Here is a 26,436-nt window from a genome sequence, read left to right on the forward strand (position 1 = left end):
GGCGTGGTGGCGGACCGACAGGAGCAGGTGGCGCCGGATTCCGTGCTGACGCGGATCGGGCAGGTCGTGATGCTGCACCACGCGGGGGACCGCGAGGAGGCGAGGCATCGTCTCCTCGGGCTGTGGACGGAGATCGGGGCCCACGGCGACGCCCTGCACCGCTGCACCCTGGCCCATTACCTGGCCGACACCCAGGACGACCCCGAGGACGAACTCGCTTGGGACCTGCGGGCGTTGGCGGCAGCGAACGAGGCCGAGGGGGAAGCGACCGCCGACCGCCCCGCCGGGTACGAGGGCATGCTCGCGGTGCGTGCCCTCTATCCCTCCCTGCACCTCAACCTCGCCGCCGACTACGCCCGGCTGGCCCGTCCCGACGCCGCCCGCGTCCACCTGCACCGGGCCCGCGGAGCCGCCCGTGCCCTTGCCGGCGACTCCTACGGCGACAGGCTCCGGGCCGCCATCCGGCGTATGGAGATCCGGCTGGGCGAGGAGGGCGGGGCGGCCGGGGGGTGGGGACCGCCGCGGCAGCGTCCGTAGACCTTGCAGCGGTCAACGCCCGTACCTCTTCTCGCAGATGGCCGCCTGAGGGCTGCCCGCGGGCCAGCGGCCGTACTCCTTGCCCAGGGCGCAGACGTCCGCCTGCCCGCCGAGGTCGCCACGGATGGTGTCCGCGGCCTCGGAGACCTCCACGGCGGGTGCTGGTGGTGCGGTTCTGTCGTAGGCCGGGCCGTCGGCACCCGGCCGCGGGTTCCGGCCGTCGGACGGCGCGGTCCGTTCCGGAGCGGGTGCCGTGGGGGCGGCACGGCGCGAGGGGGAAGCGGGCGGCTCGGTGGGCCGGCGGGACGGGGCGATCATCTCCAGGGCCTCGCGTGCCGGTGCCTGCACCACCTCCCGCGTCCGGTCGTCCGGGCGCGGCTCCGGGAACCGGGCCGCGCCCGCGGGCGGGCCGAGCTCGGAAGGGCGCTGAACTGTCACACAGCCCGCGAGAGCGGAGACCGCCACGGTCACCAGCAGCGTTGCTGCGGTCGTCTGTCGATGCACCCACATCACTCTGCAGTCTCCGGCCCTCCGGGAGCCGGAGGACGGGCGGAGGATGCCCCGCACGGGTGATCTCCGGCCCCGTACGGGGGCATGGGAGTGCCGAGGGTTTACGTGCGGCTGACGGGCCCGGCCGGCCCGGGGCCCGGCGTCGCCCTCAGCTGCCGGTGGCGCCGTCGAGACGCTCGCGGAGCAGGTCGGCGTGGCCGTTGTGACGCGCGTACTCCTCGATCATGTGCGTGTGGATCCAGCGCAGGGTGAACCGTTCGCCGGACCTGTGCCGCCCCTTGGCCAGGTCGTCCAGACCGAAGCCGGCCGCGTTGCGCCGGGCGATGCCGATCTCGGCCTGCCAGGCGGCGTGCACCTCCTGCCAGGTCTCCGCGCCGGTGAGGTGGAACTCGCCGTCCGGGTCGGCCTCGTCGTAATGGAGCGGGCCGGCGTCCTCGTTCGCGAGCACCCTGCGGTACCAGCCGCGCTCGACGTCCGCCATGTGCCGCACCAGCCCCATCAGCGACAGCTCGGACGGTGGCACCGAGGCGGTGCGCAGTTGTCCGTCGGTCAGGCCCTCGCACTTCCAGGCGAGGGTCTGGCGGTGGTAGTCGAGCCAGCCCTCCAGCATGGTGCGGTCGTCGGCGTCGGTGGCGGGTTCGTGGCGCTGAGTGGTCATGCCTGTGTCTTTTGCGGTCCGGTGGATCCGCCGCAGGCGTTTTGCCGTCGGATGTGACTCTGCTGCTCGATTCGAGGGAGGGGCACGCACCGCGTCCGAGAGGGGTCGGCCGGGGCGCCGGACGGCCTCCTCGCGAGGCCCGTTCCACGCGCCCCGTCGACAGGCCGGCGTCACTTTCCGCAATTGAGCAACAGCAACTCAGCACGGCTTCGCCGTGCGCCGGGGGCACAGTAAATGGGTCGGCGTGCGCCGTGCGCGGTCCTGACCGCCCTGTCGCGGGAACGATCGCGTCGGGACAGTGGAACTGCTCGTTCCGGACGAGACCGACGACTCTGTGATGCCTCCGAGCTCGCACGACAGCATGGTACTGAGGGCCGTCCACGGGAACCGTGGAGTGTTGCCATGAGCACGCGCGTCAGATTCTGCGCACTGCCTTGGCCCTCCCGGAACGGCACCGCGAAGCGACAACCGAACAGAAGCGGAGCCGTGGCCATGGACGTCCTTCACGAACGCTGCGCCGGCATCGACATCAGCAAGCGGGACGCCAAGGTGTGCGTGCGCACCCCCAGCCCCAGACGCAAAGGGACGTTCACCCAGCAGACCACGACCTTCGGCGCCACCACCAACGCCATCCTCGACCTGCGCGAACACCTCCTCGGCGCGGACGTCACCCTGGTGGTGATGGAGGCAACCGGCGACTACTGGAAGCCCTTCTACTACCTGCTGATCGAGGAACTGAACGTCATCCTGGTCAACGCCCGTCAGGTGAAGAACCTGCCCGGCCGCAAGACCGACGTCTCCGACGCCGCCTGGCTGGCCCAACTCGGCTCCCACGGCTTGGTGCGGGCCTCGTTCGTGCCTCCACAGCCCGTACGCGAGCTGAGGGATCTCACCCGGGCCCGCACCCAGCTCACCCGCGAACGCGCCCAGGTCGTGCAGCGCCTGGAGAAGCTGCTGGAAGATGCCGGCATCAAGCTCTCCGCCGTCGTCTCCGACCTGATGGGAGTCTCCGGCCGCGCCATGCTCCAGGCCCTGATCGACGGGCAGCGTGATCCGCAGGTCCTCGCCGACCTCGCCAAGCGCCGCATGCGTAGCAAGATTCCCGAGCTGACCCAGGCGCTGACCGGCCGCTTCCGCGAACACCACGCCTTCCTGACCCGCCTCTATCTCGACCAGTACGACCACCTGTCCGGTGCCGTCAACCAGCTGACGGCCCGCATCGAGGAGGCGATGACCCCTTTCGCCCGGCGCTGGACCTGCTGGACACGATCCCGGGAGTGAACCGGGCGGTGGCGGAAGTGATCGTGGCCGAGACCGGGGGTGACATGGCCCGGTTCCCCTCGGCCAAGCACCTGGCCTCCTGGGCCGGGCTGTGTCCGGGACACCACGAATCGGCCGGCCGGGTCCGCAGTACCCGGGTCCGGCCCGGCAACCCCTACCTGAAAGGGGCACTGGGGATGGCCGCATTCGGAGCGGCACGGACCAAGGACTCCTTCCTGCAGGCACGCTACAAGCGGCTGACCGCTCGCCGCGGCCCGATCAAGGCGCTGGTCGCCGTCGAGCACTCGATCATCACCGCGATCTGGCACATGCTCAACGACAACGTGCCCTACCACGAGCTCGGCGGCAGCTACTTCACCCAACGAGATCCCGAGCGGGCCGCACGCCGAGCCGTCTCCCGGCTGAACGAACTCGGCTACCGCGTCACCCTCGACCCGATGGACGCCGCTGGATGAACGAGCATGTCCGAAGCCCGGCGGAGACGACTCCGACCGGGCCGATACCCCTGTCCGAGAGAGCACCCACCTGCAGTTATTTACGCGTCAGAGTCAGGTGTTCGTCAGGCGGAGAGCATCCCGTCCAGCAGCTCCGCAGGCCCACCCGCACCTCCTCCAGGGTCGGTACACGCGCGCTGAAGGCCTCGGCAACGCAGGAGAACATCAGCCCGCCCACCCAGGCGATCAGCGACAGTGCGTGCCGGTCCGGGGGTGACCGTGCTGGAGCGGTCCGGCTCCCTGGAGCCGGCCGGCGCCGCCAGCTCCCTCGCGCCCAACGGGCTGCGCGGGCTGGACGTCATCGGGCTCGGCGACGAGATCCGCGCCCTGTCCGCCGGGCAGGGCGACGGAGGGCTGTGCGCACCGGGCGGGCGCTGGCTCGCCCGGTCCAGCGAGGCCGCCGCGGCCGAGTGCTTCGGCGGGCCTCTCGTTCTGCTCCACCGCGCCACCCTCATCGATCACCTGGCCGGGCAGCTCCCCCCGGACACCGTCCGCACGGCCGCCGTCGCGCACCTTGTCGATCCGGGAGACCCCCGCGATCCCACCCGGCCCGCACGTGTGGGCACCTCCGACGGCGAACTCGAGGCCGACCTGGTGGTGGCCGCCGACGGCATCCACTCCGCCGTGCGCCACGCGCTCTTCCCGCACCACCCCGGACCCGTCTACTCCGGCTTCACCACCTGGCGGGTGGTGGTCCCGCTGCCGGGCGTGCGGTTCGCCCCGCACGAGACCTGGGGCCCGGGCCGCATCTGGGGAACCCATCCGCTCAAGGACAGCCGGGTCTACGCGTACGCCGCCGCCCTGGCCCCCGCCGGGGAACACGCACCCGACGACGAGCGCGCCGAACTGCTGCGCCGACACGGGGACCGGCACGAGCCGGTCCCCGCCGTGCTGGCCGCCGTCCGCCCCGAGGACGTGCTGCGGCACGACGTCCACCACATCACCGATCCGCTGCCCGCCTACCACCACGGCCGGGTCGCGCTGGTCGGCGACGCCGCGCACGCGTTGCCGCCCACCCTCGGCCAGGGCGGCAACCGGGCTCTCGAGGACGCGGTCACCCTCGCCCACCACGCCGACGACCTGCCCGCGTACACCGCAGACCGGCTGCCCCGCCCGACCGGCATCGTCCGCCGGGCGGTGCGGGCGGCCCGACTCCACCTGATGACCAACCGCGCCGGGACCGCCGTACGCGACACCTCGATCACCGTGCTCTCGAAGGCCGTCCCGTCCCTGCTCCTGCGGAGCTTCAACGAGGTCGCCTCCTGGCGGTCGCCGGTGGAGGACACCGTATCCTTCGGGGCGGACCACGACAGTGATCAGGGCCGTGACGGTCACCGCGATGACGACGCGCGTGACCGAGGCCGTGCCCCTGACCGCGCATCTGACAGGCAACCGCTGGAGGAGAACACCCCGTGAAGGTCGGCTGCATCGGACTCGGTGACATCGCGCAGAAGGCCTACCTTCCGGTGCTCGCCACCCGGCCCGGAGTGGAACTGCACCTGCAGACCCGCACTCCCGCGACGCTCACCCGCGTCGCCGACGGCCTCCACCTCCCGCCCGGACAGCGGCACGCCGACCTCGAGGCCCTGCTCGCGCAGGGCCTCGACGCCGCCTTCGTGCACGCCCCGACCCAGGTCCATCCAAAGATCGTGTCCCGGCTGCTCGAAGCGGGCGTACCGACGTACGTCGACAAACCACTCGCCTACGAACTCGCCGACTCCGCACGGCTCGTCGCCCGCGCAGAGGAGCGGGGCACGAGCCTCGCCGTCGGCTTCAACCGGCGCTTCGCCCCCGGCTACGCGCAGTGCGCCGACCACCCGCGCGAGCTGATCCTGCTGCAGAAGAACCGGATCGGGCTGCCGGAGGATCCGCGCACGATGATCCTCGACGACTTCATCCACGTCGTCGACACCCTGCGCTTCCTGGTGCCCGGCCCGGTCGACGACGTGACCGTACGGGCCCGTACCGAGGGCGGGCTGCTGCACCACGTGGTGCTCCAGCTCGCAGGGGAGGGCTTCACCGCGCTCGGCGTGATGAACAGGCTCAGCGGCTCGGCCGAGGAGATCCTCGAGGTCTCCGGCCAGGACACCAAGCGGCAGGTGGTCAACCTCGCAGAGGTGATCGACCACAAGGGCCAGCCCACCGTGCGCCGGCGCGGCGACTGGGTGCCGGTGGCGCGCCAGCGCGGTATCGAGCAGGCGGTGCTCGCGTTCCTGAGCGCGGTCGGCGAGGGCAGGACGCTCAGTGCCCGGGACGCGCTGGCGACCCATGAGCTGTGCGAGCGTGTGGTGCGGGAGGTCCAGGAGCGGGCCGCCGCCTGAGTCGTGCGGTCCGTACGGTCTCGGTGGCCCCCCACAGGGCCAGGACCAGCAGCGCCGCGTGCAGCGGCCAGGCGCCGAAGCGGACGTAGGGAGTGGTGCCGTGGGCGAGCGGGACGTCGTACACCCGCGTGGTGCTCGCGTCCGTACCGAGCCACGGCCCGGCCCGCCTGCCGTCCGGGCCATGGACGGCGGACACACCGGTCAGCGTTGCGTGGACCATCGGACGCCCGGTCTCGGCGGCGCGCAGCGCGGCCAGCGAGGCGTGCTGCTCGGGCGCCCAGCTCTGCTGGAACGTCGACGTCGACGACTGGGCGAGCAGTACATCGGCACCCTCCTCGGCCAGGTTCCGGCTGACGTCCGGGAACGCGGACTCGAAGCACACCATCGGGCCGATGCGCAGCCCGTTCTCCGCTTCCATCACCACCTGCCCGGTGCCGCGCCTGCGGTCCTCGCCCGCTGCCTCACCCACGGACGTCGCCCAGCCCAGCAGGGAGCGGGCCGGGATGTACTCACCGAACGGAACCAGGCGCATCTTGTCGTACCGGTCCCCGGTGAGACCGTCGGGGCCGACCAGCACCGAACTCTTGTAGATGCCGGGCTGGTCGGAGCGTCGCGCGTCCACGTTGACCAGGATCTCGGCGCCCGTCGAGCGGGACAGCGCCGCGAGCCGCCGCGCCAGGTCGGACCGGGCGCCGAGGTCGAAACCGACACTGCTCTCGCCCCAGACGACCAGGTCGACGCCTTGGCCCGCGAGCCGGCGGGTGAGCCGTTCTTCGAGGCCGAAGCGCCGGTCCGCACTGTCCGGCCCGGCGGCGACGCCCGGTTGGACGACCGCGACCCTCGCCCGTCCGCCGGCCTCCGGGACGGGCGCGCCCACCCAAGCGGCGGACGTGACCACACCTGCGGCGACCAGACCGGCCACGGCCGACACCCGCGCCTGTCGCACCACGAGCAGCACGGCCACGGCGACGTTCAGGAGCACCACCAGGAAGCTGAGCAGCCACACCCCGCCGGCCGACGCCAGCCGCAGCGCCGCCGTCACCTGCCACTGACTCGCGCCGAGCACGCCCCAGGGACCGCCCAGCGCCTCCCAGGAACGGACCAGTTCGACGGCCAGCCAGGCCGACGGCAGCACGACCAGCGCGGCCGCGACCCGCACCCACGACGGCACCCCGCCCAGCAGTCGCCGCACCAGCCACCCCCAGGGCGCCCACAACGCACCGAGCAGGGCCGCGAGGACGAACGTGAACACCTGCAGGTTCGGCAGCAGCCAGTGGTGCATCACGAGCATGAAGCCGAACCCGCCCCACCATCCGTCGAACGCGGCACGCCGGCCGGTGGGAGCAGTGCGCGCCAGCGCGATCCACGGCACCAGCGCGACGTGGGCGAACCACCACAGGGACGGCGCCGGGAAGGCCAGTACGGGCAGGGCACCCGCGACCATGGCGACGGCCGAGCGCCGCCACGGGGAGGCGAGCCAGGGGCTGAACGTCTTCACCGGCGCCTCCTACCCCCTCCCCACCCCGTACGTGCCCCCAGTGTGCGCCCCGGACAAGATCCGGGTCGGGGCGCGTCGGCTCAGTGGACCACGGGCGCCGCGGACCGGGCGAAAGGGCGCCGCCACTTCTCGCGCACGACCACCTCGCTCAACCGCCAGCCCTCGTCCGTACGCAGCATCCCGAACGCGTACCTGCCTCCGCACAGGACATCCGGCGAGGGCGCCCCGTCCTCGCCGCCGACAGCCGTACCCATCGGGTTCACGTAGTCGGCCTGTACACGGGCCGTGTCACCGGTGTCCTGCTCCCAGATCCCGAAGCGCGCCCGCCGGTTCACGACCAGGTGCTGCCGCATCGGGAACACCCGCAGGCTCTCCGCGAGCCACGCCGCCACTTTCCCGGCATCGCCCTCGATGCCGCCGGCCGAGCGGTAGTCGGCCCGCCCGCCCGGGGTGAACAGCCCTCGGTACGCCTCCCAGTCCCCGTCGTCGACCGCCACCGCGTACTCGGTGACGATCTCGTCCACGGCCAGTCTGTCCCGCACGGTCGCAAGCTCCACACGCTGCGTCATCGGCTCAGTGTTGGCCATCCCGGACCAGGAACCAAGGGCCCTGCGCAGATATTCACCCGGCGTGGATCTGTGCTTCCCCCCAGTCGGCAGCATCTACGAGCGGCGCCGCGGGTGTGTCAGGCTGTGGATCTTCGGTTGTCGGGCGGGCTGGCTGTTCGGAGGTTGGCGTGAAGAGGCTTGTCACGGTGGTGACTGGTGGTGGCCGGGGGATCGGGGCCGCTACCTGCCTGCGGCTCGCGGGGGAGGGGCACGACATGGTGGTGGGGCACCTGCGGGACGCCTCGGCGGCGGAGCGGGTGGCGGAGGGGGTACGTGCGGCCGGGGCGCGGGCCGTCACCGTGCGGGGGGACACTTCCGACGAGGTGGACGTCGAGCGTCTGTTCGATGTTGCGGAGCGGGAACTGGGGCCGGTGACAGGGCTGGTGAACAACGCGGCGGTGACCGGGCCGCTGGGGCGGTTCACCGATGTCGACACCGCGACCCTGCGCCGGGTCGTGGACGTCAACCTGACGGGGGCGCTGCTGTGTTCGCGCCGCGCCGCACAGCTGATGACGCCCCGGGGCGAAGGTGTCATCGTGAACATCTCGTCGGGGGCGGCCACTCTCGGCAGTCCCGGCGAGTACGTCCACTACGCGGCGACCAAGGCCGCAGTCGACGCCCTCACGGTCGGGCTGGCCAAGGAGCTCGGCCCGGTCGGCATCCGTGTCAACGCGGTCGCGCCGGGTGTGATCGACACGGAGATGCATGCCGCCATGGGCGCCCCGGACCGGGCTCGGCAGGCCGGCGCCGCGGTTCCGCTGGGCCGCCCGGGGCAGCCGGAGGAGATCGCCGCGGCCGTCGCCTGGCTGATGTCGCCGGACGCCTCGTACGCGACGGGGGCGGTGCTGCGGGTGGCGGGTGGGCGCTGAGCGTGTGCACGTCGCCGCCGCGTGGGCGGGCCCGACGCGGCGGCGGGGGCTCAGGCCGCCTTGACGACATGGCTCCGGACCGCTGCCGCCCACTCGACCACCAGGAGCTCGTACTCCGCGCGCTCCCCGGCCGACAGGGAACCGCCCGCGCGCAGCCACAGTGCTCGGATGTGCTCGTTGACCTCGGCGGCCGACCGCGCGGAACCAGGGGTCACGGAATCGGGGGACATGCCGAACAGCCTAGGGCCACGCACTGACAGCGCACTACCGGGCGGCTACCCGTCACCTATGGGTTCGGTCACGTCCCCGCGGACGGCCGGGTCGCGGACGTCGGGGCAGTGCGCCGACTCCACCGCGTGCGGGCTGAGGGCACCCGTGGCCTGACCATGTGCGGTCGGCCCAGAGAAACGGAACGGCAGCAATGCCGCCACCGCGCTCTGGGCCGACCGCACATTGACAACGGCACTCTACGTCCGGATCGACGACACGTTGCAGGCTTCGCCGGAACTTGCCCTGCGACGCCCGGCGGTCGGGATCGCACCCACGCTCAGTGACTCCGAACTGCACACACTCGCCGTAATGTCGGCGCTGCTCGGCTACACCTCCGAGCGGCGCTGACTGCGCCGTGTCGCGGCGGACCGCCGCGGCATGTTCCCCCACGTACCCGACCAGTCCGGCCACAACAAGCGGCTGCGAGCGGCCTCGTCGCTGCTCACCCGCATGATCCGGATCCTGGCGGCGGACACCACGCTGTGGAGCGACGATGTCTGGGTGGTCGACTCCGCCCCGGTCGGCTGTGGCTGCTCGCGAGAAACCGCGAAGCGCTCCGACCTGGCCGGCTGAGCGCAGTACGGCTACTGCTCGTCGCCCTCCCGGTACTTCTGGGGACTACGGCTGCACCAGGTGTGCACGATCGGCGGGCTGCCTGTGCTGCTCGCACTGACCGGTGCCAAGGCCGACGAGCGCGAGACGTTGCGCGACATGCTCGACACCGCGCCGGACATGACGGCCCCCCACTCCCGGCAGACGATCACCGGTGACAAGAACTACTACGGCCGCGAGTTCGAGCGGGACCTGACCGAGCGTGAGCTGGTGCTGTCACGGCTGGCCCGCAAGGGAGAAGCCGAGCGGGCCGGGGCGCATCTGTTCAAGCCGCTGCGGCAGGTCATCGAGTCGATCAACCAGACCTTCAAGGGACAGTCCTGGTCGACCGCGGCGCCCAGGCCGGGCCCGCGCCCCCGCCGCTTGATCAGCAGCTGGACCATCTGAAACGGTACGAGGTGTTCGGCGGCGCCCTGCCGCTGCCGGGCACGACGGAGGCGGCCCGTCCGAACATCTCCATGTCAATCTGGCGCACCCTCGCCGACCTCACTCACCGCGTCTACGCCTTCGAGTCCTCCTTCAGCGCCGACATCGCCTGGACCCGCCTCGACCGCGTCGACGTCACCCGCGCCGCCCGCCTCGACCCGACCGCCGACAACCTGGTCGGCGACGTCACCGGCCGGTACGAGCCCCGTGAACCGTTCACCTTCGCCCTCGCGGGGGTGTGAGGCGGCTTACGCTTCCAGCTCGCGAAGCCGTGGCCCGGCGTCCGGGAGGGGCGGTCAGGGCACGAGACTGTCGAGGTCGATGTCGAGGGGGATGGGGACGGAGACCTTCAACCGGTTGCGGTGGATGCCGGTGGCCACGTAGGTGCTGGTCATGGTGTCGAGTTCGTAGGTGTGGACGGTGGGGGCGCCGGTCTCGTCCTCGACGCGCCAGAAGTGGGGGATCCTGGCCTGTGCGTACTTGAAGGGCTTGAGGGAACGGTCGCGGTCCGCCGACTCCTCCGAGACGACCTCGATGACCAGGGTGACGTCCTCGGGCGCGTACCATGTCCGGTCGGGGTCGTAGGAGGCGGTGGTGAGCAGGATGTCGGGCTCGGGGCGGCTCTTCTTGTCGAGCCGGACGGTCATCTCACGCTCGGCGTCGAACTCGTCGGGGGCGGCCTGGCGCAGGGCGAAGGTCAGGTTCTCCACCAGCCGGGCGTGCCAGGACCGCTGCGGCGACATCATGAAGATCAGGGCTCCGTCGATGAGTTCGGTGTGCCGCGGTGCTTGGGCGAGGAGGTCGAGGTCATCGGCTTCCCAGCCGCTGATCCTGGGCGGGATCATCCAGTCGGGGAGTTCGGCGGTCACGGCTTCCTCCAGGCGCCTCGAAGAGGTCAGGGGCCCTCATCCCGGATCGCGGACGCGGGCGCAACGCTGGTGTCAGCGTAGTCGAGCGACCGGACCTCTCACTCGGCCCGTGTGGGTCCGAGGAGCCGGAGGCCGGTGATCATCTCGGTGTGGATCTGGACGACGTGGTCCATGGACGGGCTGCTTCGGAGGAGTGGTGCACGTCAGCTTGAGTGCCGGGTCGAGGTCGGCCGACACCAGGCTTGCGATGTCGTCGAGGTCGCAGTGGAAGCCCTCCGTCCTTGTCCTCACAGGTCAGGGGGCCCCGCAAGTGGTGCCCTGGCGTACGGCGGTGCCGCGGCTGGTTCCCATGTCCCAGCAAGTACGCGGCGTCGTCGCCCGTGCCAAGGGTGAACCGGTACGCGTCGAGACGATCGTCGTGCCAGCTCCGGGCGCTCTACGCGCCGGTCGGCCGATGCCGCCGTTCGCGCGCCGGGCGCCGGCCTTCGGATCCCCGGAGGCCGCGGCCGGTGTGGTCACGTTCCTCGCCTCGGACGCCTCGGACGCCTCGGACGCCTCGGACGCCGCGGACGCCTCGGACGCCTCGGACGCCTCGGACGCCTCGGACGCCGCGGCCGGCCAGGCGATCGGTGTGGGCGGAGACAGCCTGTGGACCCACCCGACACAGGCTGTCTCCGCCTATGCCGGCGGCGGCTGGAGCGCCGACGCCATCGCCGAGGCGTGGCCCACTGTGTTCGCCGGCCACCAACAGAGCGTCGGGAAAACGCTGCCCGAGCCGAAGACCGACGCCTCGTGAGCCCCCCGGCCACGGGCCTCGACCTCGACACGCTCGACGCAATTGACGTACACGCCCACGTCGAGGTGGACGGACACGGTCATCTGTCCCTGCCCGACGACTTCGCCGAGGCTTCTTCGAAGTACTTCGCCGCCGAGCGCCGGGCACCGACTCTGGACGAGATCGCCGGCTACTACCGGGAGCGCAGAACGGCTGTCGTCGTCTTCAGCGTCGACATCGAATCCGCGACCGGACATACGGCGCTGTCCAACGAGGAGATCGCCGAAGCCGCAGCCCGTCATAGAAAAACCTCGCGCCAGCGCCGCCGGGGTATCAGCCTGGACAGGGCGGCGAACCACACCCGGTCGGCCATCTCGTAACGGACCGGGCCAGCCAACTGCCGGCGCAGGACCGCGTTCTCGTGCCGCAGCACGAGAAGCTCCGCGTCCTTCGCCACCTGAGCACGGAGCAGCACCGACGGGACGGACAGCAGTTTCCGGGCCACCTTGTACAGCAGGGACACGATCACCCGAACATGCTCCCACCTGGCGAACCTTCACTCCTGCCATCAGCGACGATGACTTTTCGAGCGGCACAGGTGCCGGGGCGACAGCCCGCCCCGGCATCGGGCCCACTTCCGTAGGCCATCGACGAGCCGCCCCGGAGCCGGCGCGGCGCCCGCACGACCTGCCCACGCCGACACCTCGTCCCGGTCGGCTCCCGTCCTCGGCCGGGGCTTCCTGCAGAGGTTCGGGGAGACCCCGGCTGGGTCTGTCCGGGGACGTGGCGTCTTTCGTCATCGAACCGGAAGGCCACGGATCTCCTGGCCCAAGGAGCGCGAGGGCATCCGTGTGCTCACCGCCTGCTGGGTCCTGCACCGCCGTCACCGGCGACCGTCGACATGTCGAAGACGATCCTGCGGTGGCGGAGGCACGTCATATCGCCCAGGTGGGAAGGTCGACGAGGGTGACGACACAGGCCGTGCACATCCAGCCCGGGCCCTGGGAGATCAACAGTACGTGGTCACCGGGAGCCACCTCGCGCGTACGGACCAGGTGCTCCAGGGTGATGATCACGTCGGCGCCGCCCACATGCCCGATGCCCCTGCCGAAGTCCCACGTGCAGCGGTCCATGGTCAGGCCGAGAGGCATCATGACCGAGTACTCGATCATCCGGCCGTCCATGTTGATCGGTACGACCTTGGCGATGTCGTCGGCGTTCAGGTCGGCGTCGACGAGTGCCCGGCGAATGACACCGAGATTGAAGAGGGTGAGTTTCTCGAGGGTCTCGGAGAGCGGGGTCTCGGTCTCGCTGTAGCGAGTGGCCCGTTCCGCCATGTCCCCGTCGTTCTCCCGGCCCTCGTCCGGCAGCAACGAGCCGTCACCACGATGCCACCGTTCGAGCTCCGGCAGGATGCCCGAACTCAGCGACCTGATCTGCGCGAAACCTTCGTCCGCGCTGATCAGGGCCGCGGCGCCGCCGTCAGCGAGGAAGTACGCCTGGCCCAGTCCCGTGTAGCGGTTCAGGCCCGTGGCGGTGAAGTTCTCACCCGACGTGAGCAGTACGGTCTCCGCCTGGGCGGCGCCCGTCATCTGCCCGACGGCCACCTCCAGGGCACCCAGCATGCCGTTGCAGCCCTGGCGCAGGTACAGCGACGAGACCGGCTCCACCTCCAGTTCGCGCAGGATGTATCCCGGTGGATAGGACCCCTGCGGGCCCTGGTAGTACACACCGCTGTGCACGTGGTCCGTGATGTCTTCCACTTGCAGCTTCGAGCGCTCCATGGCGACGCGCGCGGCGGAGATCGCGAGTTCCACGGCCGGAATGTCGTGCGCCAGGTGGGTCCCGGTCAGCCCGTTCGCCTCCACGGTCTCCTGGCTGATCAGCCCCTGGGCCACAGCCCGCTCGACGGGCTCGAACTCGTGCAGCACGACACCGAGCGAGTCGATGAACACATTGTCAATTCTCATCCGAGAGCCTTTCATTTCCGCCGAAATGTGAAGATGCCGAGGCGAGGAGCCGCTCGATCAGGTGCTCCGCGAGGCCCACCGGTGTGTCGAACTCGAACGCCACACTCGCCGACAGCCTCAGCCCGGTCGCCTCGACGAGGGCCGTGCGCAGTTGCAGGGCGGTGAGCGAGTCGAATCCGAGGTTCTTCAGCGGGGCGTCCGCGGCCACGCTGCCCGGTGCGGTGTGCCCGAGAACGGCACCCGCCCGGTCCCGTACCAGGTCGGTCGCCACCGTCTCCCGCTCCGCCCTGCTCATCGCCGCCAGCCGGTGCCGGAGGTCAGTGTTCTCCGCCGGGGTGTCCCGGGCCGTGCGGCGCGTGCCAGCGGGCACGAGAGCCCGCAGCACGGAGGCCACGTCGCCGGTCTCCGCGTCGCCGGTCAGTTGGGCGAAGTCCAGCCGGGACGCGATGACGAGACTGCGCCCGGCCGCCCATGCCGCGTCGAAGAGTCCGAGACCCTGTTCCTTGACGAGCGGATGCGTTCCGCGCAGCGCCACCGGCTGCCGGTCCTTCCCGGACGGGCCCGACAGACTGCTGGCCCCGGTCCACAGACCCCACGCGATCGAGGTGGCGGCGACACCCCGGGACCGCATGTGGTGGGCGAACGCGTCCAGGAAGGTGTTCGCCGCCGCGTAGTTGGCCTGTCCCGGACCGCCCAGGATGCCGGCGAACGAGGAGAACAGCACGATCTGGCGCACCCCTGCCTCGCGGACCAGTTCGTACAGGTTCACGACCGCGTCCACCTTGGGGCGCAGCACCTTGCTCAGGCGCTCCGCCGTCAGAGACGGGAGGATCCCGTCGTCCGCCGCGCCCGCCGTGTGCACCACGGCATCGATCCGCCGGTCCGCGAGCAGGCCGGCCAGGGCTTCTCGGTCCGCCACATCGCAGGCAGCCACCTGGACCCGGGCCCCGAGCTCCGTCAGTTCGGCCTCCAGGACCGCAGCCTGAGGCGCGTCCGGCCCCTGACGGCTCGTCAGCAGCAGGTCCTTCACACCGTGCTCGGTCACCAGGTGACGGGCTATCGCGGAGCCCAGCATGCCCGTCCCGCCAGTGATCAACACCGTACCGTCCAGGCCGACGTCCAGCCTCGGGAGAGCAGTGCCCGGTAGGAGGCGGGCCATCCGCGGGACCCGTGTCGTCCGCCCGCGCAGCGCCCACTGCGGCTCCGTGGAGGACACCACGCGGTCCAGGGCGCGCCAGGTGGGCTTGGCGAGGTCGGTGTCCACGAGCGCGAAGCGGTCCGGGTACTCCGTCTGCGCGCTGCGGATCAGACCCCAGATGCCGGCTCCCGCGAGGTCGAGCGGTGACGCGTCGTCGGGCCCGGCCACCGCGGGGACGGCACCACTGGTGAGGAACACCAGCCGGGAGCGGTCGAAGACCGGTGTGTTTACCCAGGCTCGGGCTGTCTCCAGGGCACGGACCGTCGTGGCGTGGACGGCGACCACCAGTTCCTGCCCGGACAGCTCGCCGTACTTCTCCAGGAAAGGGGCCACGACGACGTCGGGGACGTCTCGGCCCCCCTCCACTGCGGCTGTCAGCGCTGCCAGGTCCGGGTAGGTCTCCGTGTAGCGTCCCGCCGTCATCAGCGAGGACCGCATGCGCACCCGGTCCTCGCCCACGATGGCCCATGTGGCGTCGGCGTCGGAGGTGTTCGCCCGCGTGTCCACGGCGGTCCACTCGATGCCGAACACGCTGTCCTGCTGCGCCACGTCCGCGGCCCTGAGCACCTCACGCGCAACGGGTTCGAGCCGCAGGGCCGGGACCGAGAGAACAGGGGCTCCGGTGGCGTCCGCAGCGGTCAGCGACACCGAGCCGTCCGGCCCCGAGGAGACCCGGGCGCGCAGGATGGAGGCGCCGGACGCGTGCAGTGACACCTCCCCCCAGGCCCGTACCCGCAAGGATGCGGCGGTCTCGAGCGCGACGCCCTTCATACCCGCCAGGCTGAGCAGGGCCTGTGCCAGCACCGGGTGGAGACCGAACCGCCGTGCCTCCTCACGCAGCGCGTCCGGTACGGAGATCTCCGCGAACACCTCGCTGTCCCGTCGCCACACGCCGTGTACGGCGGAGTGCACGGACCCGTACTCCAGGCGCAGTTCGGGCTCGGGCATCGGGAGGGCGTCCGCGGGCGGCCAGGCCTCCAGATCCCAGTCCGGCTCGGCTGCCGCCGCGACCAGCTCACCCGTCGCGTGGCAGGTCCACGGCAGCCCCAGGACGTCGTCGCCGCGCCGGGAGTGCACCAGGACCGCGCGTACGCCGGGCTCCTCACCCTCGCCGACCGTGACGCGGACCTGAACGGCGCCGGACCCCGGCATCACGAACGGTGCCTGCGCGGTCAGGGCACGCAGTCGGCTCCTGCCCAGCTGCTCACCGGCCGAGAGGGCCAACTCCGCGGCGAGCCAGTCGAGTTCCCGCTCTACACTCTCGGTGCCCTCATCCGTCGGCCAGGCGAGCTTGCCCGCCGAAAGCCGGCCGGTGAACACCACCGTCTCGGTGCCGGGCAGTTCCACGGCCGCACCCAGCAAGGGATGCGAGGTGGGGACCGCGCCCAGCCCGGACGCACCGCGAGAGGTGCCCGACGGTGTGTTGAGCCAGTGGTGGGTGCCTTGGAAGGGGTAGGTGGGGAGGTCGGGGTGGAGGGGTGGGGTGGTGGGGCGGAGGGTGATGCCGTGTGTCCATGCGGTGGTGAGGGCGTGGGTGAAGTCGTGGGTGTCGCCGTGGTCGCGGTGGAGTGTGGCGAGGACGGTGGGTTCTTCTGTGAGGTTGTCGAGGGTTTGGAGTGTTTCCTGGGTCGGGAGGGTGAGGACGGGGTGGGGGCTGACTTCGATGTAGGCGGTGATGCCTGCTTGGGCGAGTGTGTGGGTGGCGGCTTGGTAGTCGACGGTGTGGCGGAGGTTTTGGTACCAGTAGTCGGCGTCGAGTTCGGTGCCGTCGACGGGGCCGCCGGTCAGTGAGGAGTAGAAGGGGAGTTCGCCGGTGTGTGGTGTGACGGGTGCGAGTGTTTCGAGGAGTTGGTCTTTGATCGCTTCGACGTGGGAGGAGTGGGAGGCGTAGTCGACGGGGACGCGTCGGAAGCGTGTCTGGTGTTTTTGGCACCAGGTGGCGAGTTGGTCGAGTGCGTGTGCGGGGCCGGAGAGGACGGTGCTGGCGGGGCTGTTGACTGCGGCGATGTCCAGTCCGAGGTCGGTGGCGATGGTTTCGGCTTGGTGTCGTGGCAGTGCCAGGGATGTCATGCCGCCGTTGCCGGCTATGTGGGCGATGAGTTGTGATCGCAGGGCGACTACGCGTGCGCCGTCGGAGAGGGTGAGTGCGCCGGAGACGGTGGCGGCTGCGATTTCGCCTTGTGAGTGTCCGATGACTGCGGCGGGGCGGATTCCTGCGGCGTGCCATTGTGCGGCGAGGGAGACCATGACTGCCCAGAGTGCGGGCTGGACGACGTCGACGCGGTTGAAGTCGGGTTGGTCTGGTTCGCCGCGTAGTACGGCGAGCAGGTCCCAGTCGACGAAGGGTTGGAGTGCCTGGCGGCATTCTTGGAGGCGTTGTGCGAAGGGGCCGTTGTCGTCGAGGAGTTTGACGGCCATGGTGGGCCATTGGGCGCCCTGGCCGGGGAAGACGAGTGCGGGGTTGCCGAGGGGGCGGCCGGTGCCGCGCATCACGCCGGGCTCGGTGGCTGTTCCGGTGTCGAGGGCAGCGTCCGTGGTGGCGAGTGTGCGCAGGCGTGTCAGGAGTTCGGTGCGGTTGGTTGCGGTGATGGCGGCGCGGTGTTCGAACATGGTTCGTGTGCCGGTGAGCATGCGTGCTGCGGTGTCGGTCGGCAGGTCCGGGTAGCGTTCCAGGAAGTCCGCCATTCGCCCGGCCTGGGCCCGCAGCGCGCCCTCGCCACGTCCCGACAGCAGCATCGGGACCATCGTGTCGGGTGTTTGGGGAGCGGCCGTGGGAACGTGTTCGGCGGGTGCCTCCTCCAGGATCAGGTGCGCGTTCGTACCACTGATCCCGAACGACGAGACGCCGGCGCGGCGCGGTGTGCCGGTGCGCGGCCAGGGTTCATTCTCCGTCAGCAGTCGGGCTTGGCCTGTGTCCCAGTCGACGTGGGGTGAGGGTGCGTCGATGTGGAGGGTGCGTGGCAGGGTGTCGTGGTTCATGGCCATGACCATCTTGATGACGCCGGCGACGCCTGCGGCGGCCTGGGTGTGGCCGATGTTGGACTTCACCGATCCGAGCAGGAGGGGGTTTCCGGCTGGTCGGTCCTGGCCGTAGGTGGCCAGGAGTGCCTGGGCTTCGATGGGGTCGCCGAGGGTGGTGCCGGTGCCGTGTGCTTCGACGGCGCTGATCTCGGCGGGGGTGAGGCGGGCCTGGGCCAGGGCGGTGCGGATGACTCGTTGTTGTGCGGGGCCGTTGGGGGCGGTGAGGCCGTTGGAGGCGCCGTCCTGGTTCACGGCGGAGCCTCGTACCACGGCGAGTACCGGGTGTCCCAGTCGTTGTGCGTCCGAGAGTCGTTCCAGCAGGACCAGGCCGACGCCCTCGGCGAAGCCGGTGCCGTTCGCCCCGGCGGCGAACGCCCGACACCTACCGTCGGAGGACAAGGCGCGCTGTCGGCTGAAGGCGGTGAACGTACCGGGCGTCGCTATGACGGTGGCGCCGCCCGCGAGGGCGAGGGAGCACTCGCCCTGCCGCAGTGACTGCGCCGCCAGATGGATCGCCACCAGCGACGACGAACACGCCGTGTCCACCGTGATCGCCGGCCCCAGCAGCCCCAGCAGATACGAAAGCCGACCGGAGATCACACTGGTGGCGTTGCCCGTGAGGAGCATGCCGTCCAGCCCCTCAGGGGCCTCGTGCAGCAGGGTCGAGCCGTACTCCTGGGCGATCGCGCCGACGAAAACGCCGGCCGTGCTGTTGCCGAGGGACGTCGGGTCGATGCCCGCGCGCTCGAAGGTCTCCCAGGCCGTCTCCAGCAGCAGCCGCTGCTGCGGATCCATCGTCAGAGCCTCACGCGGCGATATACCGAAGAACGCCTCGTCGAACCGCCCGGCGCCCTCCAGGAAGCCACCGTTGAGGGAATAGGACGTGCCCGGCTTGTCCGGGTCGGGGTCGTACAGGGTGTCCAGGTCCCAGCCGCGGTCGGTGGGGAACTCGCCGATCGCGTCGGTTCCGGACCGCAGCAGCTCCCACAGGTCCTCCGGGCCGGCGACCCCACCGGGCAGGCGGCACCCCATCGCGACGACGGCGATGGGGTCGGCGTCCGTCGTGGCGCTTGCCCGGAGCGCCGGGACGGATGCCGCTGCCGTGGCTCCGTCGCGGCTCTCGGCCAGGTGCTCCGCCAGGACCTGCGGGGTCGGATAGTCGAAGACGACGGTCGGGGCCAGCCGGAGACCGGTCGCGGTGTTGAGGCGGTTGCGCAGCTCGACCGCGGAGAGCGAGTCGAAGCCGACATCCTTGAACGCGCTGTCGGCGCGTACCGCCTGCGGCGACTCGTGTCCCAGGACCGCTGCGGCGTGCCGGCGCACCACGTCGAGCAGGGCGCGTTCGGCCTCCTGTGACGAGAGTCCGGCGAGCCAGGCGCCGGCGTCCTCCGCGGCACCGGATCCGCCGGCGGCGGTGCGGCGCGTGACAGCGCGGACGAGACCGCTCAGCAGGGTGGGCACCCCGCCGGACCGCCGCCGCAGGGCGGCGTGGTCGAAGCGCGCGGCGACGAAGGCGGCACCTTGGCGGGCGATGGCGGCGTCGAGAAGCGCCAGTCCCTGATCGGCGGCGAGCGGCCGGACGCCGTTGCGGGCGATGCGGACGCGGTCGGTGGTACCCAGATGCTCGGTCAGGCCGCCGTCCTCCCAGAGGCCCCAGGCCACCGCGGTGGCGGGCAGCCCGAGCGAGCGCCGGTGCTCCGCGAGGGCGTCGAGGAAGGCGTTGGCCGCGGCGTAGTTGGCCTGTCCGACGCCGCCGAGCGTGCCGGCGACGGACGAGAACAGGACGAAGTGGGTCAGGTCGGCGTCGCGCGTGAGGTCGTGCAGGTGCAGCGCCGCGTCCACCTTGGGACGCAGAACGGCGTCGACCTGTTCCGGGGACAGACCGGATACCGTCCCGTCGTCGAGGACGCCGGCGCTGTGCACCACGGCGGTCAGGGGCCGGTCGAGGCCGTCGAGCACAGTGGCCAGGGCGTCCCGGTCGGCCACGTCGCACGCTTCGACGGTCACGGACGCGCCCAGGGCGGCGAGTTCGTCGATCAGGTCGGCGGTGCCCTCGGCTGTGGGGCCGCTTCTGCTCAGCAGCAGCAGGTGGCGGGCGCCGTGCGTGGCGGCCATGTGCCGGGCGACGAGCCGGCCCAGGCCGGTGGTCCCGCCGGTGACGAGGGTGACGCCCTCGGGATCGAGCGTCCGCGGTTCTCCGAGCGCCAGGCCGGCCGCGCGCGTCAGGCGGGGGACCAGCACGAGGCCGGCGCGAACGGCAGTCTGCGGCTCACCGGACGCGACCGCGGCGCGCAGTCCCGCCATGTCCGCGGCGCGCAGTCCCGCCATGTCCGCGGCGCCGGCCGGGCAGTCCGCCTCGGGGGCCAGGTCGATCAGGACGAGGCGTCCGGGGTGTTCGGCCTGCACCGTCCGGGCGAGACCCCACACGGGGGCCCCTGCCAGGTCGGCCACGCCGGACGCGGGATCGGCCGCCATGGCGCCACGGGTCGCGAGGACGAGACGAGTGGCCTCGTACCGTTCCTCGCGCAACCAGCGCTGCACCTGTGCGAGGGCGACCTGCACGCGTGTTCGGGCCGCGACCGCGGTGTCGGCGGCTTCCGGCCCGGGACGGTCACAGAGCAGGAGCAAGGTGTCGGGCGCGGGCCCCGTGGTGTCCGCCGCCAGGTCCGGCACACCGTGCGTGTCGAAGCCCGCGTCGGTGAGGACGGAGGCGGAACGCGCGGCGTCGGGTCCCACCGCGAGCCATCGGCCCGCGGGCTGCGGCACGGGTGGGGTTGTCACGGGCTTCCACTGCGTATGCAGCAGCATCTGCCGGACGGTCTCGTCCGCTGCGGATGCCGCTCCTTCCCCCATGGGCCGCGTCGACAAGGTGGTCACGGAGACGACAGGGGCTCCTGCCGGGTCCACGGCGAGCAGCGCGACGCCCTCCGGCTCCGGCCAGGTCAGCCGGACTCGCAGCGTGGTGGCACCGGAAGCGTGCAGCCGTACACCGTGCCAGGAGAACGGCAGGCTGAGCGGCTGGGACTCGTCCTTGTCCACCTCGCCCAAGACGTCCGGGTGGAGGGCCGCGTCCAGCAACGCCGGGTGCAGCCCCCAGTCGTCGGTGCTCTCCCCTTCGGACAGGGCGATCTCGGCGAAGACCTCCGAGTTTCTGCGCCACATGGCTCGCAGGCCTCGAAACGCGGGGCCGTAGCCGTACCCGGCCTGGGCCATCCGCTCGTAGGCGTCCGCGACGGGCACCGCCTCCGCGCCCTGCGGTGGCCAGGTCGCCAGCGCTTCGGCGGCGTCGGTGTCATCCGGCAGGGCGGGGACCAGGAAGCCGCGGGCGTGCCGGGACCACAGTGGGTCGGCCGTCGACTCGGCGCCGCTCTGTGGCGCGGAGTGGACGCTCACCGCACGGCGTCCCGACGCGTCCGGCGCCCCGACGGTCAGCTGCAGGCTGACGGTCTGCTGTGCCGCGACCACCAGCGGGGTCTCAAGGACCAGTTCTTCCAGACAGGGGGTGCCCACCTCGTCACCCGCCCGGATCGCGGCCTCGACGAAAGCCGTTCCGGGAAACAGGACGGACCCGCGCACCACGTGGTCGGCAAGCCATGGATGCGTGGCCGCGGAGACCCGCCCGGTGAACACCACACCTTCCTCGTCCGCGCGGTGGATCGCGGCGCCCAGCAGCGGGTGAACGACGGGGCGCAGGCCGAACGACTGCGGGTCGCCGCCCGACGGTGTGTTGAGCCAGTGGTGGGTGCCTTGGAAGGGGTAGGTGGGGAGGTCGGGGTGGAGGGGTGGGGTGGTGGGGCGGAGGGTGATGCCGTGTGTCCATGCGGTGGTGAGGGCGTGGGTGAAGTCGTGGGTGTCGCCGTGGTCGCGGTGGAGTGTGGCGAGGACGGTGGGTTCTTCTGTGAGGTTGTCGAGGGTTTGGAGTGTTTCCTGGGTCGGGAGGGTGAGGACGGGGTGGGGGCTGACTTCGATGTAGGCGGTGATGCCTGCTTGGGCGAGTGTGTGGGTGGCGGCTTGGTAGTCGACGGTGTGGCGGAGGTTTTGGTACCAGTAGTCGGCGTCGAGTTCGGTGCCGTCGACGGGGCCGCCGGTCAGTGAGGAGTAGAAGGGGAGTTCGCCGGTGTGTGGTGTGACGGGTGCGAGTGTTTCGAGGAGTTGGTCTTTGATCGCTTCGACGTGGGAGGAGTGGGAGGCGTAGTCGACGGGGACGCGTCGGAAGCGTGTCTGGTGTTTTTGGCACCAGGTGGCGAGTTGGTCGAGTGCGTGTGCGGGGCCGGAGAGGACGGTGCTGGCGGGGCTGTTGACTGCGGCGATGTCCAGTCCGAGGTCGGTGGCGATGGTTTCGGCTTGGTGTCGTGGCAGTGCCAGGGATGTCATGCCGCCGTTGCCGGCTATGTGGGCGATGAGTTGTGATCGCAGGGCGACTACGCGTGCGCCGTCGGAGAGGGTGAGTGCGCCGGAGACGGTGGCGGCTGCGATTTCGCCTTGTGAGTGTCCGATGACTGCGGCGGGGCGGATTCCTGCGGCGTGCCATTGTGCGGCGAGGGAGACCATGACTGCCCAGAGTGCGGGCTGGACGACGTCGACGCGGTTGAAGTCGGGTTGGTCTGGTTCGCCGCGTAGTACGGCGAGCAGGTCCCAGTCGACGAAGGGTTGGAGTGCCTGGCGGCATTCTTGGAGGCGTTGTGCGAAGGGGCCGTTGTCGTCGAGGAGTTTGACGGCCATGGTGGGCCATTGGGCGCCCTGGCCGGGGAAGACGAGTGCGGGGTTGCCGAGGGGGCGGCCGGTGCCGCGCATCACGCCGGGCTCGGTGGCTGTTCCGGTGTCGAGGGCAGCGTCCGTGGTGGCGAGTGTGCGCAGGCGTGTCAGGAGTTCGGTGCGGTTGGTTGCGGTGATGGCGGCGCGGTGTTCGAACATGGTTCGTGTGCCGGTGAGCATGCGTGCTGCGGTGTCGGTCGGCAGGTCCGGGTAGCGTTCCAGGAAGTCCGCCATTCGCCCGGCCTGGGCCCGCAGCGCGCCCTCGCCACGTCCCGACAGCAGCATCGGGACCATCGTGTCGGGTGTTTGGGGAGCGGCCGTGGGAACGTGTTCGGCGGGTGCCTCCTCCAGGATCAGGTGCGCGTTCGTACCACTGGCGCCGAACGACGAGACGCCGGCGCGGCGCGGTGTGCCGGTGCGCGGCCAGGGCTGGGGTTCGGTCAGGAGCTGGAGCCGGTCTGCGTTCCAGTCGACGTGGGGTGAGGGTGCGTCGATGTGGAGGGTGCGTGGCAGGGTGTCGTGGTTCATGGCCATGACCATCTTGATGACGCCGGCGACGCCTGCGGCGGCCTGGGTGTGGCCGATGTTGGACTTCACCGATCCGAGCAGGAGGGGGTTTCCGGCTGGTCGGTCCTGGCCGTAGGTGGCCAGGAGTGCCTGGGCTTCGATGGGGTCGCCGAGGGTGGTGCCGGTGCCGTGTGCTTCGACGGCGCTGATCTCGGCGGGGGTGAGGCGGGCCTGGGCCAGGGCGGTGCGGATGACTCGTTGTTGTGCGGGGCCGTTGGGGGCGGTGAGGCCGTTGGAGGCGCCGTCCTGGTTCACGGCGGAGCCTCGTACCACGGCGAGTACCGGGTGTCCCAGTCGTTGTGCGTCCGAGAGTCGTTCCAGCAGGACCAGGCCGACGCCCTCGGCGAAGCCGGTGCCGTTCGCCCCGGCGGCGAACGCCCGACACCTACCGTCGGCCGAGAGTGCCCCCTGGCGGCTGAACTCCACGAGCGCGCCGGGCGTCGACATGACGGTGGCGCCGCCCGCGAGGGCGAGGGAGCACTCGCCCTGCCGCAGTGACTGCGCCGCCAGATGGATCGCCACCAGCGACGACGAACACGCCGTGTCCACCGTGATCGCCGGCCCCAGCAGCCCCAGCGTGTAGGAGATGCGGCCGGAAGCGACGCTGACGGCCGAACCGTTGCCGAGGTAGCCCTCCAGGTTCTCGGGGGCACGCTCGTGGAGGCCGGGGCCGTAGCCCCCGTGCATCACACCGGCGAAGACACCAGTCCGGCTGCCCTTCAGCGAGACCGGGTCGATGCCCGCGCGCTCGAAGGTCTCCCAGGCCGTCTCCAGCAGCAGCCGCTGCTGCGGATCCATCGCCAGTGCCTCACGCGGCGATATACCGAAGAACGCCTCGTCGAACCGCCCGGCATCGTCAAGGAACGCGCCCTGCCGGGCGGACGACTTTCCACCGCCGCGGCTTTCGTCGTCCAGGAGCCGGTCCAGGTCCCAGCCCCGGTCGTCGGGGAGCGGGCCGACCGCGTCGGTTCCCGCCATGAGCAGGTCCCACAGCTCCTTGGGCGTCCGGGTGCCGCCGGGCAGACGGCAGCCCATCGCCACGATGGCGACGGGCTCGTTAGGCTGCCCCGTCACAGCCGTTCCCTCCGCGTCCTCAGTGGCCTCCGCGCCCGCAGCGCCGAGGCCACCCTGTGCCAGGCCGTCGAGGTACCGCGCGAGGGCCTGCGGGGTCGGGTAGTCGTAGGCCACAGCGGCCGAGAGACGGTGGCCGGAGGCGGCGGACAGCCGGTCGCGGAGGGTCACGGCGGACAGGGAGGTGAAGCCGAGTTCGTGCAGGGGCCGATCGGCGGTCACCTCCTCGGAGGGCAGACCGAGGACGTCCGCGACCACGGAGCGCACCAGGCCGAGCAGACCGTGCTGTGCCGTCAGGAGGACGGCGCCGGCGGACACCGGGGGCACGGCGGACGCTGTTCCGGACGGGCCTTCGGCGGCCAGATCGGGGCGGACGTTCACCGACGGATTGACGACGAGCAGCGTTCCGGGCAGCTCGGCCAGCCGCCGACGGGCGGTCTTCCCCGTCGATGTACGCGGGACGTCGTCGATGATGTGGAACTCGTCGGGCACCTTGAAGTAGGAGAGTTCCCGGCGGCAGGTCTCCAGAAGCTCGCGGGCGTCGATGCCTCCGGGGCCCTCCGGTCCCGGCACCAGGTAGGCGACGGGCACTTCGCCCAGTACGGCGTGGGGCTTGCCCGCCACCGCGGCCTCGGCCACGCCGGGCACCCCGGCCAGAACGCGCTCCACCTCTGCGGGGTGGATGTTCTCGCCGCCGCGGACGATGAGTTCCTTGACCCGGCCGGTGATGGTGAGCAGGCCGGCCGGGTCCTGTCGGCCGAGGTCACCGGTGCGGTACCAGCCGTCCACGAGTACGGCCCGGGTCGCTTCCGGGTCGTTGTGGTAGCCGGCCATGATGCCCGGACTGTGCACCCAGATCTCGCCCTCCTGCCCGGCGGCCACCTCCTCGCCGGTCCGCGGGTCCGCCAGACGCAGCGTCAGGCCGGGCAGCGGGGTGCCGCAGGTGCCCAGGACGCGTGGCCCGGTGGGCGCCTGAGTGGTGATGGCGCCTCCGGTCTCGCTGCTGCCGTAGCTGTCCAGGAGGCGGATGCCGAAGGCGTCTTCGAAGGCTTCGTGCAGCGCGGGCGGGCAGGCCGAGCCGGCCGCCATGCACACCCGCAGCTCCGGCAGTTCGAGCCCGCGCTCGCGCGCGAGGTCCACCATGCGGTGGTAGGTGGTGGGGGAGCCGACGAGGAAGGAGGCCTGCTCGCTGCGGACGGTCTCCATGATCTCGTCCGGGGCCGAGCCCTCCATGATGTGGGCAGAGGCACCGACGGCCAGCGTGGCGAGTACGCCGATGTTGTGCGAGGCGGCGTGGTACAGCGGCATCGGCCACACGAGGCGGTCGGTCGCGGACAGACCGAGGATCGGCTCGGTGCACGCGGCCGTGGCCCACAGGGACTTGCGCTGGGTCGAGACCACGCCCTTGGGGCGTCCGGTGGTGCCGGAGGTGTACAGGATCCAGGCCGTCTCGTCCAGGTCCAGGTCGTCCCGCGCGTCGGCGGGCGGCGAGGTGACGGCGAGGTGCTCGAAGTCGGTGGCACCCGCGATGGGCTCGGTGGCACCGACGACGATCAGGCCGCAGTCCAGGCCGCTGCTCCGAACGGTCCGTACCACCTGGGGTATCTGTGCCGCGCCGCTGATCACCGTGCGGGCGCCGCTGTCGACCAGGTGGTGGGCGAGCTCGGTGTCGGAGGACCGCGGGTCGACCGGCACACCGACGGCTCCCGCGCGCGTGACGGCGAGATAACTCTCCACCATCTCGACCCGGTTGCCCATGCGGAGCAGGACGCGGTCGCCGCGGCCGACCCCGAGTGCGGCGAGGTGCCCGGCCAGGAACCGGGTGCGCCGCTCCAGAGCGCCGTAGGTGACGGAACGCCGAGAGTCCTGGAAAGCCCGCTCGTCCGCTCGCTGCAAGGCGTGGTCCGTGAGGATCTGGTGCAGCGGGCGGACAAGTGCGACAGAGGGCTCTTCGGTCACAGCTCGACTTCCAATCACATGGACAATGGACGGACTCTGACAACCCGGGCCGCCATCCTCCAGGCACCGCCGGCACATGGAGCGGCAGAGATCTCCCCCGACCTTTGGCAAGCAGTATGTCGAGGGGCGCGCTAGGTCTTTTTCTAAACCCGGCAGGGTTGACCTCG

The 26,436-nt window shown here is 71.3% G+C and carries 15 protein-coding genes and 2 pseudogenes; 9 read left to right on the plus strand and 8 right to left on the minus strand.

Translation table 11 applies throughout. From position 1 onward, the window contains the following. The first annotated feature begins 6 nt into the window (after window positions 1-6). Entirely contained in the window at window positions 7-537 is a 531-nt protein-coding gene (locus HUV60_RS29400) for a hypothetical protein (RefSeq protein ID WP_257851436.1), read from the plus strand. A gap of 12 nt (window positions 538-549) precedes the next feature. Here HUV60_RS29400 and HUV60_RS29405 read toward each other — a convergent pair whose 3' ends face one another. Then, window positions 550-1,047 (minus strand): hypothetical protein, encoded by a 498-nt coding sequence (locus HUV60_RS29405; RefSeq protein WP_257851434.1) that lies wholly within the window; start codon window positions 1,045-1,047, stop codon window positions 550-552. Between the two features lie 148 nt (window positions 1,048-1,195). Continuing rightward, a complete protein-coding gene (locus HUV60_RS29410; RefSeq protein WP_257851432.1) occupies window positions 1,196-1,705 on the minus strand; it encodes a DinB family protein in 510 nt (169 codons plus the stop codon). 492 nt (window positions 1,706-2,197) lie between these two features. Between HUV60_RS29410 and HUV60_RS29415 the strand changes: the two are divergent. The 3 genes and pseudogenes from HUV60_RS29415 to HUV60_RS29430 all read left to right on the plus strand — a co-directional run bounded on the left by HUV60_RS29415 (window position 2,198) and on the right by HUV60_RS29430 (window position 5,801). Continuing rightward, a pseudogene (locus tag HUV60_RS29415) lies at window positions 2,198-3,441 on the plus strand (IS110 family transposase). 234 nt (window positions 3,442-3,675) lie between these two features. After that, entirely contained in the window at window positions 3,676-4,896 is a 1,221-nt protein-coding gene (locus HUV60_RS29425; protein ID WP_257851428.1) for an FAD-dependent monooxygenase, read from the plus strand. After that, window positions 4,893-5,801: a Gfo/Idh/MocA family protein gene (locus tag HUV60_RS29430; RefSeq protein WP_257851427.1), complete on the plus strand. Its 909-nt coding sequence runs from the start codon at window positions 4,893-4,895 to the stop codon at window positions 5,799-5,801. The genes HUV60_RS29425 and HUV60_RS29430 overlap by 4 nt, the downstream gene beginning before the upstream one ends. Here the strand turns inward: HUV60_RS29430 and lnt are convergent. Beyond that, on the minus strand, window positions 5,722-7,299 hold the full coding sequence (lnt, locus tag HUV60_RS29435) for an apolipoprotein N-acyltransferase (RefSeq protein WP_257851426.1): 1,578 nt from the start codon (window positions 7,297-7,299) through the stop codon (window positions 5,722-5,724). The two genes, HUV60_RS29430 and lnt, sit on opposite strands and share 80 nt — an antisense overlap. Before the next feature lie 80 nt (window positions 7,300-7,379). Further along, the gene (locus tag HUV60_RS29440; protein WP_257851425.1) at window positions 7,380-7,868 is read right to left on the minus strand and encodes a nuclear transport factor 2 family protein; all 489 of its coding nucleotides are present in this window, start codon (window positions 7,866-7,868) and stop codon (window positions 7,380-7,382) included. Window positions 7,869-8,035: 167 nt separating this feature from the next. Between HUV60_RS29440 and HUV60_RS29445 the strand changes: the two genes are divergently transcribed. Then, window positions 8,036-8,776 (plus strand): SDR family NAD(P)-dependent oxidoreductase, encoded by a 741-nt coding sequence (locus HUV60_RS29445; protein ID WP_257851424.1) that lies wholly within the window; start codon window positions 8,036-8,038, stop codon window positions 8,774-8,776. A 50-nt stretch (window positions 8,777-8,826) separates the two neighbouring features. Here HUV60_RS29445 and HUV60_RS29450 read toward each other — a convergent pair whose 3' ends face one another. Further along, window positions 8,827-9,006 carry a hypothetical protein gene (locus HUV60_RS29450; RefSeq protein WP_257851423.1) on the minus strand — a complete coding sequence of 60 codons (180 nt, stop codon included), beginning with the start codon at window positions 9,004-9,006 and terminating at the stop codon, window positions 8,827-8,829. Window positions 9,007-9,229: 223 nt separating this feature from the next. On the opposite strand from HUV60_RS29450, the pseudogene HUV60_RS33675 reads away from it, so the two are divergent. Both HUV60_RS33675 and HUV60_RS29470 read left to right on the plus strand, forming a co-directional pair. Next, window positions 9,230-9,976, plus strand: a pseudogene (locus HUV60_RS33675) (transposase); the annotation flags it as partial. Window positions 9,977-10,116: 140 nt separating this feature from the next. After that, window positions 10,117-10,326: a hypothetical protein gene (locus HUV60_RS29470; RefSeq protein ID WP_257851417.1), complete on the plus strand. Its 210-nt coding sequence runs from the start codon at window positions 10,117-10,119 to the stop codon at window positions 10,324-10,326. Between the two features lie 54 nt (window positions 10,327-10,380). On the opposite strand, the gene HUV60_RS29475 is transcribed toward HUV60_RS29470, so the two are convergent. Then, window positions 10,381-10,929 (minus strand): Uma2 family endonuclease, encoded by a 549-nt coding sequence (locus tag HUV60_RS29475; protein ID WP_443047555.1) that lies wholly within the window; start codon window positions 10,927-10,929, stop codon window positions 10,381-10,383. A 373-nt stretch (window positions 10,930-11,302) separates the two neighbouring features. Here HUV60_RS29475 and HUV60_RS29480 point away from each other — a divergent pair, with 373 nt between their 5' ends. Beyond that, on the plus strand, window positions 11,303-11,749 hold the full coding sequence (locus HUV60_RS29480) for a hypothetical protein (protein ID WP_269441248.1): 447 nt from the start codon (window positions 11,303-11,305) through the stop codon (window positions 11,747-11,749). Continuing rightward, a complete protein-coding gene (locus HUV60_RS29485; RefSeq protein WP_257851415.1) occupies window positions 11,746-12,108 on the plus strand; it encodes a hypothetical protein in 363 nt (120 codons plus the stop codon). The genes HUV60_RS29480 and HUV60_RS29485 overlap by 4 nt, the downstream gene beginning before the upstream one ends. Window positions 12,109-12,663: 555 nt before the next feature. Here the strand turns inward: HUV60_RS29485 and HUV60_RS29495 are convergent. Both HUV60_RS29495 and HUV60_RS29500 read right to left on the minus strand, forming a co-directional pair. Continuing rightward, window positions 12,664-13,698 (minus strand): ketoacyl-ACP synthase III family protein, encoded by a 1,035-nt coding sequence (locus HUV60_RS29495; protein ID WP_257851414.1) that lies wholly within the window; start codon window positions 13,696-13,698, stop codon window positions 12,664-12,666. Then, window positions 13,688-26,269 (minus strand): type I polyketide synthase, encoded by a 12,582-nt coding sequence (locus HUV60_RS29500; RefSeq protein ID WP_269441249.1) that lies wholly within the window; start codon window positions 26,267-26,269, stop codon window positions 13,688-13,690. The genes HUV60_RS29495 and HUV60_RS29500 overlap by 11 nt, the downstream gene beginning before the upstream one ends. Window positions 26,270-26,436: the final 167 nt, after the last annotated feature.

The organism is Streptomyces sp. KMM 9044 (assembly GCF_024701375.2).
Classification (GTDB): Bacteria; Actinomycetota; Actinomycetes; order Streptomycetales; family Streptomycetaceae; genus Streptomyces.